The organism is Pseudomonas fluorescens, from assembly GCF_902498195.1.
Lineage (GTDB): Bacteria > Pseudomonadota > Gammaproteobacteria > Pseudomonadales > Pseudomonadaceae > Aquipseudomonas > Aquipseudomonas fluorescens_BU.
Genome location: NZ_CABVIY010000004.1, coordinates 448,827 through 463,672 on the forward strand (window position 1 = coordinate 448,827; position 14,846 = coordinate 463,672).

9 protein-coding genes are annotated in these 14,846 nt (G+C 63.8%); 8 read left to right on the top strand and 1 reads right to left on the bottom strand.

All coding sequences use genetic code 11. The features are described 5' to 3' along the window. Positions 1-31 precede the first annotated feature (31 nt). From F8N66_RS17260 to F8N66_RS17295, 5 genes are all read left to right on the top strand, one after another. On the top strand, positions 32-871 hold the full coding sequence (locus F8N66_RS17260; protein ID WP_150771324.1) for an AraC family transcriptional regulator: 840 nt from the start codon (positions 32-34) through the stop codon (positions 869-871). 1,069 nt (positions 872-1,940) lie between these two features. Then, on the top strand, positions 1,941-3,767 hold the full coding sequence (locus F8N66_RS17275) for a DUF1302 domain-containing protein (protein WP_150771326.1): 1,827 nt from the start codon (positions 1,941-1,943) through the stop codon (positions 3,765-3,767). An 11-nt stretch (positions 3,768-3,778) separates the two neighbouring features. After that, positions 3,779-5,116, top strand: a complete 1,338-nt coding sequence (locus F8N66_RS17280; protein WP_150771327.1) for a DUF1329 domain-containing protein — start codon at positions 3,779-3,781, stop codon at positions 5,114-5,116. A gap of 143 nt (positions 5,117-5,259) precedes the next feature. Then, a complete protein-coding gene (locus tag F8N66_RS17290; RefSeq protein ID WP_150771328.1) occupies positions 5,260-6,609 on the top strand; it encodes a DUF1254 domain-containing protein in 1,350 nt (449 codons plus the stop codon). Between the two features lie 2 nt (positions 6,610-6,611). Continuing rightward, positions 6,612-7,991: a DUF1254 domain-containing protein gene (locus F8N66_RS17295; protein WP_224790503.1), complete on the top strand. Its 1,380-nt coding sequence runs from the start codon at positions 6,612-6,614 to the stop codon at positions 7,989-7,991. 457 nt (positions 7,992-8,448) lie between these two features. Here the strand turns inward: F8N66_RS17295 and F8N66_RS17305 are convergent, their stop codons facing one another. Then, positions 8,449-10,428 carry an alkyl/aryl-sulfatase gene (locus F8N66_RS17305; protein WP_150771330.1) on the bottom strand — a complete coding sequence of 660 codons (1,980 nt, stop codon included), beginning with the start codon at positions 10,426-10,428 and terminating at the stop codon, positions 8,449-8,451. 129 nt (positions 10,429-10,557) lie between these two features. Between F8N66_RS17305 and F8N66_RS17310 the strand changes: the two genes are divergently transcribed. From F8N66_RS17310 to F8N66_RS17320, 3 genes are read left to right on the top strand one after another with little or no spacing between them, the layout of a single operon-like run. Beyond that, positions 10,558-11,226 carry an ABC transporter ATP-binding protein gene (locus F8N66_RS17310; protein WP_150771331.1) on the top strand — a complete coding sequence of 223 codons (669 nt, stop codon included), beginning with the start codon at positions 10,558-10,560 and terminating at the stop codon, positions 11,224-11,226. A 1-nt stretch (position 11,227) separates the two neighbouring features. Next, the gene (locus F8N66_RS17315) at positions 11,228-13,699 is read left to right on the top strand and encodes an ABC transporter permease (RefSeq protein ID WP_150771332.1); all 2,472 of its coding nucleotides are present in this window, start codon (positions 11,228-11,230) and stop codon (positions 13,697-13,699) included. Beyond that, on the top strand, positions 13,689-14,762 hold the full coding sequence (locus tag F8N66_RS17320; RefSeq protein ID WP_150771333.1) for a lipocalin-like domain-containing protein: 1,074 nt from the start codon (positions 13,689-13,691) through the stop codon (positions 14,760-14,762). The genes F8N66_RS17315 and F8N66_RS17320 overlap by 11 nt, the downstream gene beginning before the upstream one ends. Positions 14,763-14,846 lie beyond the last annotated feature (84 nt).

Sequence of the window (14,846 nt, forward strand, 5' to 3'; positions counted from 1 at the left end):
GTACACGCCTGTCTTTTCGCCGCAGCCTGCCATGACGCCTCAAACCTTTGCTTCCAGTGCATTCACCCGGACCATCCTCAACCACGCCCAACGCTCCGGCCTGTGCCAGGAGCAGTTGCTGCAACGGGCCGGGATCTGTCTGTCATTGCTCGAAGGGCAAGGGCTGCGGGTCCCCACGCATCTGGTCGAACGGCTGCTGGGCGAGTGCGAGCGACTGGGGGCGGGGGCGATGTTTGGCTGTGAACTGGTCAATGGCATGGCGACTACCAGCCTGCAAGGTTTGAACATTCTGCTGGATTCCGCCGCTACGCTGCGCGCCAGTCTGGCGTGCTTTACCGAATTCCTGCCCCGTGTGACCAACGGCGTGCTGGCGCAACTGGAGGAAGTCGACGGACAGGCCCGATTGCATTTGCGCGGTGCTCATCAGCTGCCGCATTTTTTCGGGCTGGATGCGGCGACCTTGAGCCTGGTACGCAATATCTCCCGGCGACTGGGACGGGCGCCGGGCGAGGTGTTTGCCGGGGTTGCCCTGGCGCCGCAACAGGCGGCTGGCGAGTGGTTGCGCGGCGTCGGCATCGAGGTGCGGCCAGGGTCGCATCCCTGCCTGAGCCTGCCGCTGGCCAGCCTCGACGAACCCTTGATCGGGGCCAATCCGTTTTTGCATCAAAGCATTTTGCGTCACTGGCAGGCTGAGGCGGCGCAGCACAGTCGCAGCGACAGCCTGGAGATGGCGCGGCATTGGCTGACGGCGGGGGATCAGCCCATTGAGCGGATTGCCGAGCGGTTGGGGTATCGCCAGCCGAGTAATTTCATTCGGGCGTTTCGCAAGCAGTTCGGGATTACGCCCAAGCAGTTTCGGTTGGGGTTGTAGGGCGAGGGTTGTTTTTTGATGGTGTACATATCCATTGCTGCGGTAACGGCGACTTATGGTTTCGCCCTTACGGCGAGTCACTTTTAACAAACGCCTTAAAAGTAACCAAAAGCGCTCGCCCCGGCGTCCGGCCCCTCGCCAAGGCTCGGGGTTCCTTCGCTCCGGCATTCATCCGGGGGCATCGCCTCCGGTTTGCTTCGCTGCACCTCCTCTCGATGTGTGCGGCTTCGCCGCACGGCGCTACGCGCCTACCCCCCGGATGAACACCTCCACTCAGCCTCCCGAAGGGGCGGGTGGATCAAGATCAAAAGCTGCAGGCGAGCTAACGCTCGGCCTGTTGAGTGGTTAGAAGCGGGTGTACGCCAATCTGCTTTTCTGTGGGAGCGGGCTTGCTCGCGAAGGCGGCCTGGCAGCCGACCTGATTTCGCGGATGTACCCGTCCCCCTGTAGGAGCGAGCCTGCTCGCGATGGTCGTCAACGATGACGCGTGCTGTCTGGATGAACGCGTTCCCCTGTGGGAGCAATGCTTGCTCGCGATGGAGGTCCAGACAACGCGTTCAATCAGGCAGCACGCGTCATCGTTGACGACCATCGCGAGCAGGCTCGCTCCTACAGGGAAGTGTGCACATCCACCAAAGTCAGGTCGGCTTTAAGGCCGCCTCGCTTTGGCTTTTGATTTTGATCTAAGCGCCCCGTTAAACCACGCTGGCCGAACGCAGGCATTGCGCAGTGGGTAAACCGGCAGGACGCCGGTTTAGCCGCGCTGGGCCAGGGATGGCCCATCGCGGCGACCCACGGAGCAATGCCTGCGTTCGGGCATGCCGAGCCAGAGCGAGGCACCGAGTGGTGGGGCAAGAGCCCTTTGGTTACTTTGGGGCTTTTCCAAAGTGACTCGCCGTAAGGGCGAAACCATAAGCGGCCGTTACCGCAGCAACGGATATGTACCCAAACCCAAACCCAAACCCAAACCACCCAGGATGATTACTTTTTGTCACCCACCGCTTGCGCCCCAAAGCCACCGCTGAGGCACCGTACCCAGGCTGAGTAATATCCTGACCGGAGCCTAATAATGATAAGAAAACGCTCGGCCACAGCCCCAGTCCGCCAACGACTGCAACGGCTTGGCCATCCCCGCCCGCACCCCCTCGCGCTGGCGATTTTTGCGTTATTGACGGGGCCTGTATCGGCGACCACGTTCGACCTCAACGAAGACTGGAGCCTGTCCACCAAGACCACCCTGAGCCTGGGCAGCAGCTGGTCGACGCAAAACCCCGACAAAAGCCTGATGACCCGCGCCAACGCCTTGCAGGCCCAAGGTGTGCAGGCCAACGGCACCAGCGTCAGTGCCGACGACAACCGGCTGAATTTCGAGAAGGGCGATCCCATCTCGCAGGTGTTCAAGGGCCTCACCGATTTCAGTCTCGACGGTCAGGGCCAGGGCGCGTTCGTTCGTTTCAAATACTGGTACGACCATGCCTACGAAACCCGTCAGGCAAGGTTCAAGGATTTCGACGATTCGGGCTGGGACGACCTGTCGAAGTTCAAGGGCTTCGCGGTGCTCGACGCCTATGTCTGGAAGGACTTCCAGGTGGCCGAGCATCCGCTGAGTGTGAAAGTCGGCAACCAGGTGTTGTCCTGGGGCGAGTCGCTGCTGATCCAGAACGGCATCAACGTGATCAACCCGCTGGACGTCTCGGCATTCAACCGCCCCGGGGTCGAGATCAAGGAAGGGCAGTTGCCGGTGGAGATGGTGTCGTTCAGTTTCGGCCTGTCGGACACCACCAACCTCGAAGGCTTCTACCAGTACAACTGGCGCCCCAGCGTGCTCGACGGCTGCGGCACGTTTTTCGCCGCCAGCGACGTGATCCAGAAGGGGTGCGGGCCGCTGTACCTGAGCCAGGTGCAGACCGATCAACAGATGCAGGCCGCCGGTTTGTACGCGACTTCGCGAGGTAACGAATCGCCGTCCGACAATGGCCAGTTCGGCTTCGCCTTGCGCCAGATGATCCCGGCATTGAACGATGCCGAAGCGGCGATCTATTTCATCAACTACCACTCGCGCCTGCCGTATTTCACCCTCGATGCGAAGAACATCGGGGCGCGCGGGACCTTCCCCGGTGGCGTGCAAGCGCCGAGCTATGCGGCGGCGTTTCCGGAAAACATCCGCCTGTACGGCATCAGCCTCAATGGCGTGGAACCCAACAGCGGCATCTCCCTGGCGGGCGAGTTGAGTTATCGGCCGAACATGCCGCTGTCGATCAACGCGCCGGACGTCAACGTCGCGGTGATTTCCGGGCCGGCGGGCAGTTCCTGGGTGCAGTTGCCGCCCGGCTTCAACATCAATCGCGGCAGCCGTTTTGACGCCTGGGAGCGCAAGGGCGTCTGGCAGGCGACCGCTTCGGCCACCCAGGCCTTCGACAACGTGCTGGGCGCCACGCGCCTGAGCCTGTTCGGCGAGGCCGGTGTGGTGCACATCGATGACCTGGGCGACGAGCGCCTGGGTCGCAACGCCGCGTTCGGTCGCAGCTCGACCCGCAACGGCACGCCGTGCAACACCGTGGCCTCGGGCGTCACTAATCAGTACTGCACTGACAAGGGGTTCGCCACCGACTGGTCATGGGGTTATCGCCTGCGCGCCAGCCTGGAATACAGCGACGTGCTGCCGGGCATCAATCTGATTCCGGCGGTCAACTGGCGGCATGACGTCGAGGGTTATTCCTACGATCCGCAAGGCCCGTTCCAGGAAGGCCAGCAGGCCCTGGGCCTGAGCCTGACCGGCGTCTACATGAACGATTACAGCGTGGAACTGGCCTACAACGCCTTCTTCGGTTCCAACGACTACAGCACCCTCGACGACCGCGATTTCGCATCCGTCAGCTTCAAGGCAGACTTCTAAGGAGAACCATTATGCGTATGCAATTGTGCGTGCTGGCCCTGGCCTGCACCGTCGGCCTGGCCCAGGCCAAAGGCACCGATTCGGCCGCCCTGGGCAAGACCCTGACACCCATGGGCTCGGAGATGGCGGCCAACGCCGACGGCAGCATCCCGGCCTGGAATGGCGGCCTGGCGAGCAACGCCGGCACCGTCGACAGCAAGGGCGGTTACAGCGACCCCTATGCCGCCGAGAAACCGTTGTTCACCATCACCGCAAAGAACCTGGCGCAGTACGAGAAGTTTCTCAGCCCCGGTCAGATCGCCTTGTTCAAGCGCTTTCCCGACAGCTACAAGATGAACATCTACCCGACGCATCGCAGCGCCAACCTGCCCAAGGATGTGTTGGCGCAGAGCCGCGACAACGTCGCCAAGACCAGCATGGCCGACGGTGGCAACGGCTTGCACGACTACGCCCGGGGCATTCCGTTTCCGCTGCCCACCGAAGGCCTGGAGGTGATGTGGAACCACATGACCCGTTACCGCGGCGGCAGTTACGAGCGCATCAGCAGCGCCGCGCTGGTGCGTGAAAACGGCGCCACCAGCTACGTGCGCAACCAGTCGCTGATCAACTTCGCCGACACCGTGGGTGGCCTGGACACGGGCTCGAACATCCTGTTCATGTTCAAGAGCCGGGTGCTGGAGCCGGCGCGTCTGTCCGGCGAGGCGGTGCTGGTGCACGAACCGATCGACCAGGTCGCCGAGCCGCGTTCGGCGTGGCAATACCTGCCGGGCCAGCGTCGGGTGCGCCGCGCACCGATGATTGCCTACGACAACAGCGCGCGGTACAGCAACGGCCTGATCACCGCCGACAACATCGACGGCTACAACGGCGCGCCGGACCGTTTCGACTGGAAACTGGTGGGCAAGCAGGAGCTGTACATCCCTTACAACAGCTACAAAATCGGCAGCCGCGACATCAAGTACGACGAGGTGATCAAGCCCAACCACGTCAACCAGGACCTGGCCCGCTACGAGAAGCATCGGGTGTGGGTGGTGGAAGCCACGCTCAAGCCGGGCGCCCGTCATATTTACGCCAAGCGTCGCTTCTACATCGATGAGGACAGTTGGCAGATCGCTCAGTCGGACCAGTACGACAGTCGTGGCGAGCTATGGCGCAGCGGTGAACTGCATGCGATTCAGCAGTACGACCACGGCTTCACCTACAACGTGCTGGAAACTTCCTACGACCTGATCTCCGGGCGCTATTACGCCGGCGGCCTGGCCAACGAAGAGACCGAACCGATGCGCGTCGGCTTCGCGGCGAAGACCGATGACTACACCCCGTCGGACCTGCGGCGCTGGGCGAAGTAACACCGCTGTTCAAATGTGGGAGCGGGCTTGCTCGCGAAGAGGCCGTGTCAGTCGACATCATCGTTGAATGACACACCGCTTTCGCGAGCAAGCCCGCTCCCACAGGTACCGAGTGGTTTTCAACATTTGCAAGGAGACCCACCGTGCGCAACTTGATATCCGCGCTGACCCTGGGCATGAGCCTGGGCAGCGCTCACGCGGCAACCCTCGATCAACCGCAGGCCAAGGCGCTGGCGCAAGAGGCTTACGTGTTCGCCTACGCCACCGTCGAGCACGACAAAGTGCTCGGCGCCATTGCCGCGAAACTGCCGTTCAACCGACTCTACAGCGAGCCGCGATTGCTCGGCCCGCAGGACGACAAAGTGGTGTCGCCGAACAACGACACCTTCTACTCCCGCGCGCTGCTCGATCTGCGCGGCGAACCCCAGGTGCTGCAAGTGCCGGCGGTGCCGGGGCGTTACTACAGTTTTCAACTGGTGGACATGCGCACCGACAACCTCGACTACATCGGCACCCGTGCCACCGGCAATCAGGCCGGTCGCTACCTGATTGTCGGGCCGGATTGGCAGGGTGATTTGCCGACGGGTTTTAACGGTGTGATCCGTTCACCGAGTCGCCTGGTGTTGTTGCTCGGACGCACCGAGGTCAAGGGCGAGGCCGACCAGAAGGATGCGGCGAAGGTGCTGATGGGTTATGCCTTGCAGCCCTTGTCCAACCTGACCGGTGGGGCCGCACCGCCCGCATTGCCGGCGCTGCAATTGCCGGCGTATCAGAACACCCGGCAAGGCCCGGCGCAGGCATTGTTCAATACCTTCAATACCCTGGCCCCGTTGCACCAATGGAGCGCCAGCGAACAGGCGAAACTCGCACGCTTCGACGCCATCGGCATTAAGCCGGGCGCGCCATTCGAGCCACCTGCAGCGCTGCGCGAAGCCATCGCCCAGGGTGCTGAAGCCGGTCGAGAGCGGGTACGCACGGCCTCCAGTCAATTGTCGGTGGAGCAGCACGGCTGGTTCCCCTCGCCAGCCAATGTCGGCAAATTCGGCGACGACGACCTGACCCGCGCGGCGGTGGCCTGGCGTTACATCTACGCCAACGATGCGCTGGAAGCGCTGTACCCGATGGCGCTGCACGACGTTCAGGGGCAAGTGCTCGACGGTCGAAACAGCTATCGCCTGCATTTCCCGGCGGATCAATTGCCACCGGTCGACGCCTTCTGGTCGTTGACCCTGTACGACGGCAGAACCCAGTTGCTCTCGGCCAACCCGATCCAGCGTTATTCGCTTGGTGATCGCAGCCCCGACCTGCACTACGACGCCGACGGTGGCCTGACCCTGATCCTGCAACCCAACGCCCCGGTGCCGGCGAAACAAACCAATTGGCTGCCGACGCCGGAAGGCCCGTTCAACCTGCTGCTGCGTCTGTACCTGCCGAAGGCCGGGGCATTGGACGGCCGTTATCGCTTGCCCACCATCGCGAGGGTCGAACCATGAGAATGCACTTGAGTCGTCGCCACATGCTGGGCGGCATGGGTGTGCTGGGAGGAAGTCTGATGTTGCCTCGTTGGTTGCTGGCCGCCGGATCCGATGACCTGCGATCCATTGCCCAGGAGGCATGGATCTACGCCTACCCGATGCTCATGCACTACCAGACCCTGGAAAAGCAGCTGCTCGATCCGGCGGCGCCGGAGTACGTCGGCGGCTTCAACCGCTTCCGGCATTACAGCCAGCTGTACACCCCGAACAACCGTGAAATCGTCACCCCGAACAACGATACGCCGTACTCCTGGGCCTGGCTCGACCTGCGCAGCGAGCCCCAGGTGCTGAGTGTTCCGGCGGTCGATGAGCAACGCTATTACGTGCATCAACTGGTCGATCAATACACCCATAACTTCGGCTACGTCGGCGTGCTCCGTACCGGGCGCGAAGCGGGCGATTACCTGATCGCCGGGCCCGACTGGCAAGGGCCGACGCCGCCGGGGATCAAGGGCGTGCTGCGCAGTGAAACCGCGATCGTGATGATCCTGGGGCGCACCGGTTTGAAAAATGCCGAAGACCTGCCGGCCGTGCGCGCGTTGCAGCAGCAATATCGCCTGCGCGCCTTTCATTCGTACATCGGCGGTCCTGCGCCCGTTGCGGCACCGTCGATTGCATGGCCGGCCTGGGACAGCAAAACCGGGCTGGGACTGGATTTCATTGCTGTGCTCAACCGGATCCTCGCGCTGTGCCCGACCCATCCAGCGGAACAGGCGTTGCGTGAACGGTTCGCGCGGATCGGCATCGTCCCGGGTGAAGGTTTCGATGTCGCAGCGTTGCCCGTGGATAAACGTCAGGCCTTGATCGACGGAATCCAGGACGCGCAGGCGCAACTGAAAGCCGCCGTGAGCCAGGTGCGAACCACCCTCGGCCTGTTCGGCACCCGCGAAGCGCTGCACGGCAACTACCTCAACCGCGCCGTCGCCGCCCATGTCGGCATCTACGGTAACAGCGTCGAAGAGGCGTTCTACACCGGCACCCGCCTGGACAATCAGGGGCAGCCGTTGCAGGGCGGGCGGCGTTATCGCCTGCGCTTTGCACCGGGGCAACTGCCGCCGGCCAGCGAGTTCTGGTCGTTGACGCTGTACGACCTGCCGGACCGGCAACTGGTGGCCAATGCGATCAATCGTTATTGCCTGAGCAGCCGCGATCCTTTGCAGAGAGACGCGGAGGGCGGGTTGACGCTGGTCATGCAAACCCCGGCGCCGGACGCGCAGGACAACTGGCTGCCGACGCCTGTCAGTGGGGCCTTTACTCTGGTGTTGCGGCTGTATGGGCCGCAGCGACAGGTGATTGAGCAGCAGTGGCAGATGCCTGCGGTAGAAGCGATATCTGTGTAGTTCTTACCGCCGCCTTCGCGAGCAAGCCCGCTCCCACATGGGGATCTGTGCAGTTCACAAATAGTGTGGGTGCCATGGAAACCTGTGGGAGCGGGCTTGCTCGCGAAGGCTGTGTGTCAGGCAATGAAGATGTTGAGTGTGCCGGCCTCTTCGCGAGCAAGCCCGCTCCCACAAGGGTGTGAACGACAACGATCCCTTGTGGGAGCAGTGGCAGATGCCTGCGGTAGAAGCGATATCTGTGTAGTTCTTACCGCTGCCTTCGCGAGCAAGCCCGCTCCCACATGGGGATCTGTGCAGTTCACAAACAGTGTGGGTGCCATGGAAACCTGTGGGAGCGGGCTTGCTCGCGAAGGCTGTGTGTCAGGCGATGAAGATGTTGAGTGTGCCGGCCTCTTCGCGAGCAAGCCCAACGATCCCTTGTGGGAGCGAGCCTGCTCGCGAAGGCCGCGACCCGGTCCTAAGGCGTGACGATATTGAACTGCGGCGCAAAGGTATCCAGGCTGCTCATCAATTCCCCAAGCTTCTTGCCGCTGCCCTGCAACTTGATCAAGCCTTGCTGGATCGCCGTCGGGAAATCCAGTTGCTTGAGGCTGATCTGCTCCAGCGTCGCCTTGCTCATGCTGACCCCGGCATCGGCCTGTGGATTGAGCCCGGCGCGGTGGGTCAGCACGCCGTTGCGCAGGGTCAGGTTGAAGTCCTTGCGCGGGTCCTCGAAGGTCCAGTTCAGTGTGAGGTCGTGGCCCACGGCTTTGTCGCTGTCCAGGCGGATCGCCAGGAAATCGAAGAACATCTGCGGGCTCATCGCCCGCACCATGTCCACCGAGACCGAGGTGCCGGCGTGCTGCGGCACGCCGTTGCGCAGTTCCATCGCACCGGTCAGGTACATGTTGCGCCAGGTGGCGTTTTCGCTCTGATACCCCAGTTGTTCCAGGGTGTCGGCCTGAGCCTTGCGCGCCTCAAGGTTGTCCGGTTCGGCGAAGATCAGCTGATTGCCCAATTGCGCGGCCCAGCGGTAATCGGCCCTGGCCATGGCCGCGCGCATTTTCTCCAGCACGGCGGCGCCGCCACCCATGGCCTCGACGCTGCGTTTGGCGGTGTCCACCGGTGGCAGCGGATTGAGGTTGGCCGGGTTGCCGTCGTAGAAACCCAGGTAGCGCTGATACACCGCGCGGGTGTTGAAACTCAGGGAACCGTAGTAGCCCCGGGTGTACCACTTCTGGTCCAGGGCGCCGGGCAGTTTCTTGATCGCGTCGGCGATTTCCAGCGGCGTCAGGCCCTGGTTGAGCAAGTGCAGGGTGCGGTCATTGAGGAAGGCGTACATGTCGCGCTGATCGGCGAGGAAGGTGCGGATCCGCTCGCCACCCCAGGTTGGCCAGTTGTGCTGGGCGAACAGCACGTCGCTCTTGTCGCCGTAGCGCGCCAGGCTGCTGTCCAGGTATTGCGCCCAGGCTTTGGCGTCACGCACTTGCGCGCCGCGCGGAGTGAGGATGTTGTGCATCATTTGCGAGGCGTTTTCCGCCATGCACAAGGCGCGCAATTGCGGCAGGTAGAGGTTCATTTCCGCCGGCGCCTCGGTGCCTGGCGTGAGCTGGAATTCCACTTGCAGGCCGGCGATGGTGCGGGTGTCCAGTTCCTTTTCGATCAGGTCGGTGGGCGCGATCAGGGTGATGGTGCCGCCGCTGGGCGTGCTCTTGCCCAGGCCCGCGTCCACCTGGCCTTTCTCCCCACGGGGCAAGAGGCTGCCGAACTGGAATTGCGCGCGACGACTCATGGCGTTGCCGGCGAACACGTTCTCGCTCATCACGTGTTCCATGAACCCGGCGGGTGCGAACACCTTGACCTTGCCGGCCTTGACGTCGGCCTCGTCGATCACCCCGCGCACGCCGCCAAAATGGTCGACGTGGGTATGGCTGTAGATCACCGCCACCACCGGTTTGCGCGGACGGTTCTGGTAGTACAGATCCAGTGCCGCCCTGGCGGTTTCGGCCATGGTCAGCGGGTCGATGATGATCAGCCCGTCATCGCCTTCGATGATGGTCATGTTGGCCAGGTCGAGGCCGCGCACCTGATAAATGTTCGGGCTGACTTCGAACAGACCGGCATGGGCGCTGAGCCGGGCCAGGCGCCACAGGCTCGGGTTGACCGAGTCGGGCGCCGGGTCCTTGTCAAGAAAACCGTAGGCCTGGATATCCCAGAGGACCTTGCCGCTGGCGTCCTTGACCTGGCCCTTGAACGGCGCGATCAAGCCTTTGGCGACCGACTCGAAGTCAGTGCGATCGGTGAAGGGCAGTTGTTGCAGCACGGCGGCGTTACTGGCGGCCGTCTGAGGGCTGGCGTCGGCATTGACGGGCGCATCGGCGGCGACCACCGATTGCGCCAGGCACGCGGTGATCAGGCAGGCCAACAGGCCGCGCGGGCTTAAGATGAAACGTGGCATGGAGTCTCCGTTTTTATCGTTATGACTCTCTAAGTTAGGGCGGCGGCCGGACGGTGCGGCAATCGACAACGGACAAAAACCATTCAGGGCCGCTATCCTTGGGGCCACGCTTACCGAACGGGTTCTCCCATGCTTGAAGTCCAGGGCGTCTTCAAAAGCTACGCCACGCCGCAAGGCCCGTTGCCGGTGCTGCAAGGTGTCGACCTGAGCCTCAAACCGGGCAGCAGCCTGGCGCTGATGGGCGAATCGGGCAGCGGCAAGAGCACCTTGCTGCACCTGATCGCCGGGCTGGACAAGCTGGATCGCGGCAGCATCCGCAGCGGCGGGCATCGGCTGGAGCAGATGAACGAAGGCCAGCTGGCGAACTGGCGACGCACGGAAATCGGCCTGGTGTTCCAGCAGTTCAACCTGATCGGCAGTTTGCGGGTGGAGGACAACCTGGCGTTTCAGGCACGCCTGGCCGGGCGCCATGACCCTCGCTGGCAGGCGCACCTGGTGCAGCGCTTGGGCCTGGCTGATGTGCTGCGACGTTATCCGGAGCAACTCTCCGGTGGCCAGCAGCAACGGGTGGCGCTGGGTCGCGCCCTGGCCTCGCAACCGAAACTGCTGCTGGCCGACGAACCCACCGGCAGCCTGGACGAGGCCACCAGCGACGAGGTGCTCAAGCTGTTGCTGGAACTGCTCGATGACAGCCACACGACCCTGTTGATGGTCACCCACAGCCCCAGTGTCGCGGCGCGACTGGCGGAGAAAGTGGTACTGCACGGTGGGCGTCTGGCCGGTGTGGGCGGGCGCTGAGGTGCGCATTTTTCGCGAAACCCTGCGGGCGTTGCTCAGTCACTGGCGGCGCCATCCGGTGCAGTTTTTCAGTGTGCTGACCGGGTTGTGGCTGGCCACCAGCCTGCTCACCGGCGTGCAGGCGCTGAACAGCCAGGCACGCGACAGCTACGCCCGGGCCAGCCAGTTGATCGGCGGCGAACCCCAGGCCAGCCTCAGCGCGCCCGCCGGCGGGACCTTTCCTCAGCAATGGTTTGTCGACCTGCGCCGTGCCGGCTGGCCGGTGTCGCCGGTGTTGCAGGGGCGGTTGACGCTCAAGGGCCATGAGGATCAGCGCCTGCAACTGATGGGCATCGAACCGGTGTCGCTGCCAGCCGGTGGCGTGGTGGCCGGGCAGGCGTTGGCCATCGAGCAGGTCGTCGAGTTTTTCACCCCGCCGGGCAGCACCTGGATTGCGCCGCAGACGTTGCAGGCCCTGGGGCTGGCGGAGGGGCAACAACCGCTGGCGCTGAACGGCCAGGTATTGCCGCCGTTGCGAGCCCAGGCAGACATGGCACCGGGGGTGCTGCTGGTGGACATCGGGTTTGCCCAGCGCATGCTCGGTTTGCCGGATCAGCTATCGCGCCTGCTGCTGCCCAAGGATTTCAGCGCGACACTGCCCGATGCGTTCAAGGGCCAGTTGCAGCTCAAGAGCAGCGGTGAAGAAAACAATCTGGCGCGCCTGACCGAGAGCTTTCACCTGAACCTCGACGCCCTGGGGTTTCTGTCGTTCGTGGTTGGCCTGTTCATCGTTCACGCCGCCATTGGGCTGGCGCTGGAGCAGCGCCGGGGCTTGCTCAGGACGCTGCGGGCCTGTGGCGTCAGCGCACGGAGGCTGATCGCCTGCCTGGCTGTCGAACTGGCGGGGCTGGCCTTGATCGGTGGCGTGGCCGGCGTGGTCAGTGGCTACCTGCTGGCCAGCGTGCTGCTGCCGGATGTCGCCGCCAGCCTGCGCGGCCTGTACGGCGCCGAGGTGGCGGGGCAGTTGAGCCTCAGCCCGCTGTGGTGGTTGAGCGGCATCGGCTTGAGCCTGCTCGGCGCCTTGCTCGCCGGCGCCAACAGTTTGTGGCGTGCGGCGCGTCTGCCGCTGCTGGCCCTGGCCGATCCGCAGGCCTGGCATCAAGCCCATGCGCGCTGGTTGCGGCGCCAGGGCTGGGTGGCGGCGCTGGCGCTGGCCATCGCCTTGCTGGCGTTGCTGCGCGGTGACAGCCTGGCCAGTGGTTTCGTGCTGATGGCCGCGCTGTTGCTGGGCGCCGCCCTGGCGTTGCCGGTGGTGCTCGATGCGGTGCTTAACGGGTTGTCGGGCCGCAGTCATTCGGTGCTCGGCCAATGGTTCGTCGCCGATTGCCGCCAGCAGCTGCCGGCCCTGAGCCTGGCGTTGATGGCGTTGCTGCTGGCCCTGGCGGCCAACATCGGGGCCGGCAGCATGACCGCCGGCTTTCGTCAGACCTTCAGCGATTGGCTCGAACAGCGCTTGACCGCCGAGCTGTACGTCAATCCGCAAAACCCGGCCCAGGCCCTTGAACTGCATGGCTGGCTCAAGCAGCAGCCGCAGCTCTCGGCGGTGTTGCCCAACTGGCAGGTGGCGATCCAGCTGCAAGGCTGGCCGACGGACATTTTTGGCGTGATCGATCATCCGACCTATCGCCAGCACTGGCCGCTGCTCGAAGCCCTGGGCGACACGCCCTGGGAGCGCCTGGCCACCGACGATGCCTTGATGCTCAGCGAGCAGCTGGCCCGGCGGCTGAACGTGCGCCTGGGCGATCACCTGACGATTGCCACGCCCAATGGCCCGTGGTCGCCGCGCATCATCGGGATCTATGCCGACTACGGCAACCCGAAGGGCCACGTACTGGTCAACGTCAATCACTTGCTGCGCGGCTGGCCGCAACTGACACCCAATCGCTTCAACCTGCGCATAGAACCGCCGCTGATCACGCCGTTCGTCAAGGCGCTGCAAGCACGTTTCGCCCTGGAGGACAGCCGGATCGTCGATCAGGCGCGGCTCAAGGGGTGGTCGACGCAAGTGTTCGAACGGACTTTCGCCGCCACGGCCGCACTCAACAGTCTGACCCTCTGCGTGGCGGGGGTGGCGCTGTTCATCAGCCTGCTGACCCAAAGCCAGAGCCGCCTGGGGCAGCTGGCGCCGCTGTGGGCACTGGGCGTCACGCGTCGGCAACTGATGCTGCTCAACCTCGGGCAAACCTGGTTGCTGGCCCTGTTGACGCTAGTACTGGCCTTGCCGCTGGGCATTGCCCTGGCCTGGTGCCTGGACGCGGTGATCAATGTCCAGGCCTTCGGTTGGCGTTTGCCGTTGCGGGTGTTCCCGCTGCAATTGCTGCAATTGATGGGGCTGGCGCTGGTGGCGACGCTGCTGGCTTCGGCGTGGCCGCTGTATTCGTTGTATCGCACCCGGCCGGCGGACCTGCTGAGGACGTTTGCCCATGAGGATTAAGCTCGCCGTGTGGCTGTGTGCGTTGCTGTTGAGTGGCTGCGATCAATCGGCACCCGTGGAAAAAGGCTTCGCCGGCATGGGCAGTCAGGCGGCTGCCTTCACCCCGGTGGCGCCCGGACGGGTGTTCGATTTTCCGGCCGATCATGGCCCCCACGACGGCTTTCGCATCGAATGGTGGTACGTCACCGCCAACCTCAAGGACGAGCAGGGCAACGAGTTCGGCGCGCAGTGGACATTGTTTCGCAGCGCCTTGAAGGCCACGCCCGAGGTGGCGGGGTGGGACAACCAGACGATCTGGCTCGGCCACGCGGCCGTGACCTCGGCGACCGTGCATCATGCCGCCGAACGCTACGCCCGTGGTGGCGTCGGCCAGGCCGGGGTGAGCCTGGCACCGTTCAATGCGTGGATCGACGATTGGCGTTTCAGCAGCCAGTCGAGCGACGCCGACCCGCTGGCCGACCTGCAATTGAGTGCCCGCGACAAGGCGTTCAGTTATCAATTGCGGCTGACGTCGAATCGGCCGCTGGTCTTGCAAGGGGACAAGGGCTTCAGCCAGAAATCCGAACAGGGCCAGGCGTCGTATTACTACAGCCAGCCGTTTTTCCAGGCCAGCGGCACCCTGGAGATCGATGGCAAGCGCTATCAGGTCAGCGGTCCGGCCTGGCTCGACCGGGAATGGAGCAGCCAGCCACTGACCGCCAACCAGACCGGCTGGGACTGGTTTTCCCTGCATCTGGACAGCGGCGAGCAGGTGATGCTCTATCGCATGCGGCAAAAGGACGGCGAACCTTACCTGACCGGCACCTGGATCGACGCCCGGGGCCAGACGCAGGTGCTGCACGGCAAAGACATCCGCCTCACCCCGCAGGACACCGCCCGCGTCGCCGGGCGCTCGATGCCCGTGCGCTGGTCGATCCAGATCCCCGGCAAGCACCTGGACATCGTCATCAGCGCCCTCAACCCCAACGCCTGGATGGACCTGCGCATTCCGTACTGGGAAGGCCCGGTGCGGTTGAGCGGCAGCCATGGCGGGCAGGGGTATCTGGAAATGACGGGTTATTGAGTCGCAACGCCTGATCAGCGTCTATGCTCACTGGCACGCTCGGCATCGGTGCCTGCTCCGATGCCGTTTGTCGCCATTGATCAC

Excerpts from the sequence above, each read along its gene's own strand:
- F8N66_RS17260 (WP_150771324.1), top strand. The coding sequence starts at position 32 with ATGACGCCTCAAACCTTTGCTTCCAGTGCATTCACCCGGACCATCCTC.
- F8N66_RS17310 (WP_150771331.1), top strand. The coding sequence starts at position 10,558 with ATGCTTGAAGTCCAGGGCGTCTTCAAAAGCTACGCCACGCCGCAAGGC.
- F8N66_RS17305 (WP_150771330.1), bottom strand. The coding sequence starts at position 10,428 with ATGCCACGTTTCATCTTAAGCCCGCGCGGCCTGTTGGCCTGCCTGATC.
- F8N66_RS17280 (WP_150771327.1), top strand. The coding sequence starts at position 3,779 with ATGCGTATGCAATTGTGCGTGCTGGCCCTGGCCTGCACCGTCGGCCTG.
- F8N66_RS17320 (WP_150771333.1), top strand. The coding sequence starts at position 13,689 with ATGAGGATTAAGCTCGCCGTGTGGCTGTGTGCGTTGCTGTTGAGTGGC.
- F8N66_RS17295 (WP_224790503.1), top strand. The coding sequence starts at position 6,612 with ATGCACTTGAGTCGTCGCCACATGCTGGGCGGCATGGGTGTGCTGGGA.
- F8N66_RS17275 (WP_150771326.1), top strand. The coding sequence starts at position 1,941 with ATGATAAGAAAACGCTCGGCCACAGCCCCAGTCCGCCAACGACTGCAA.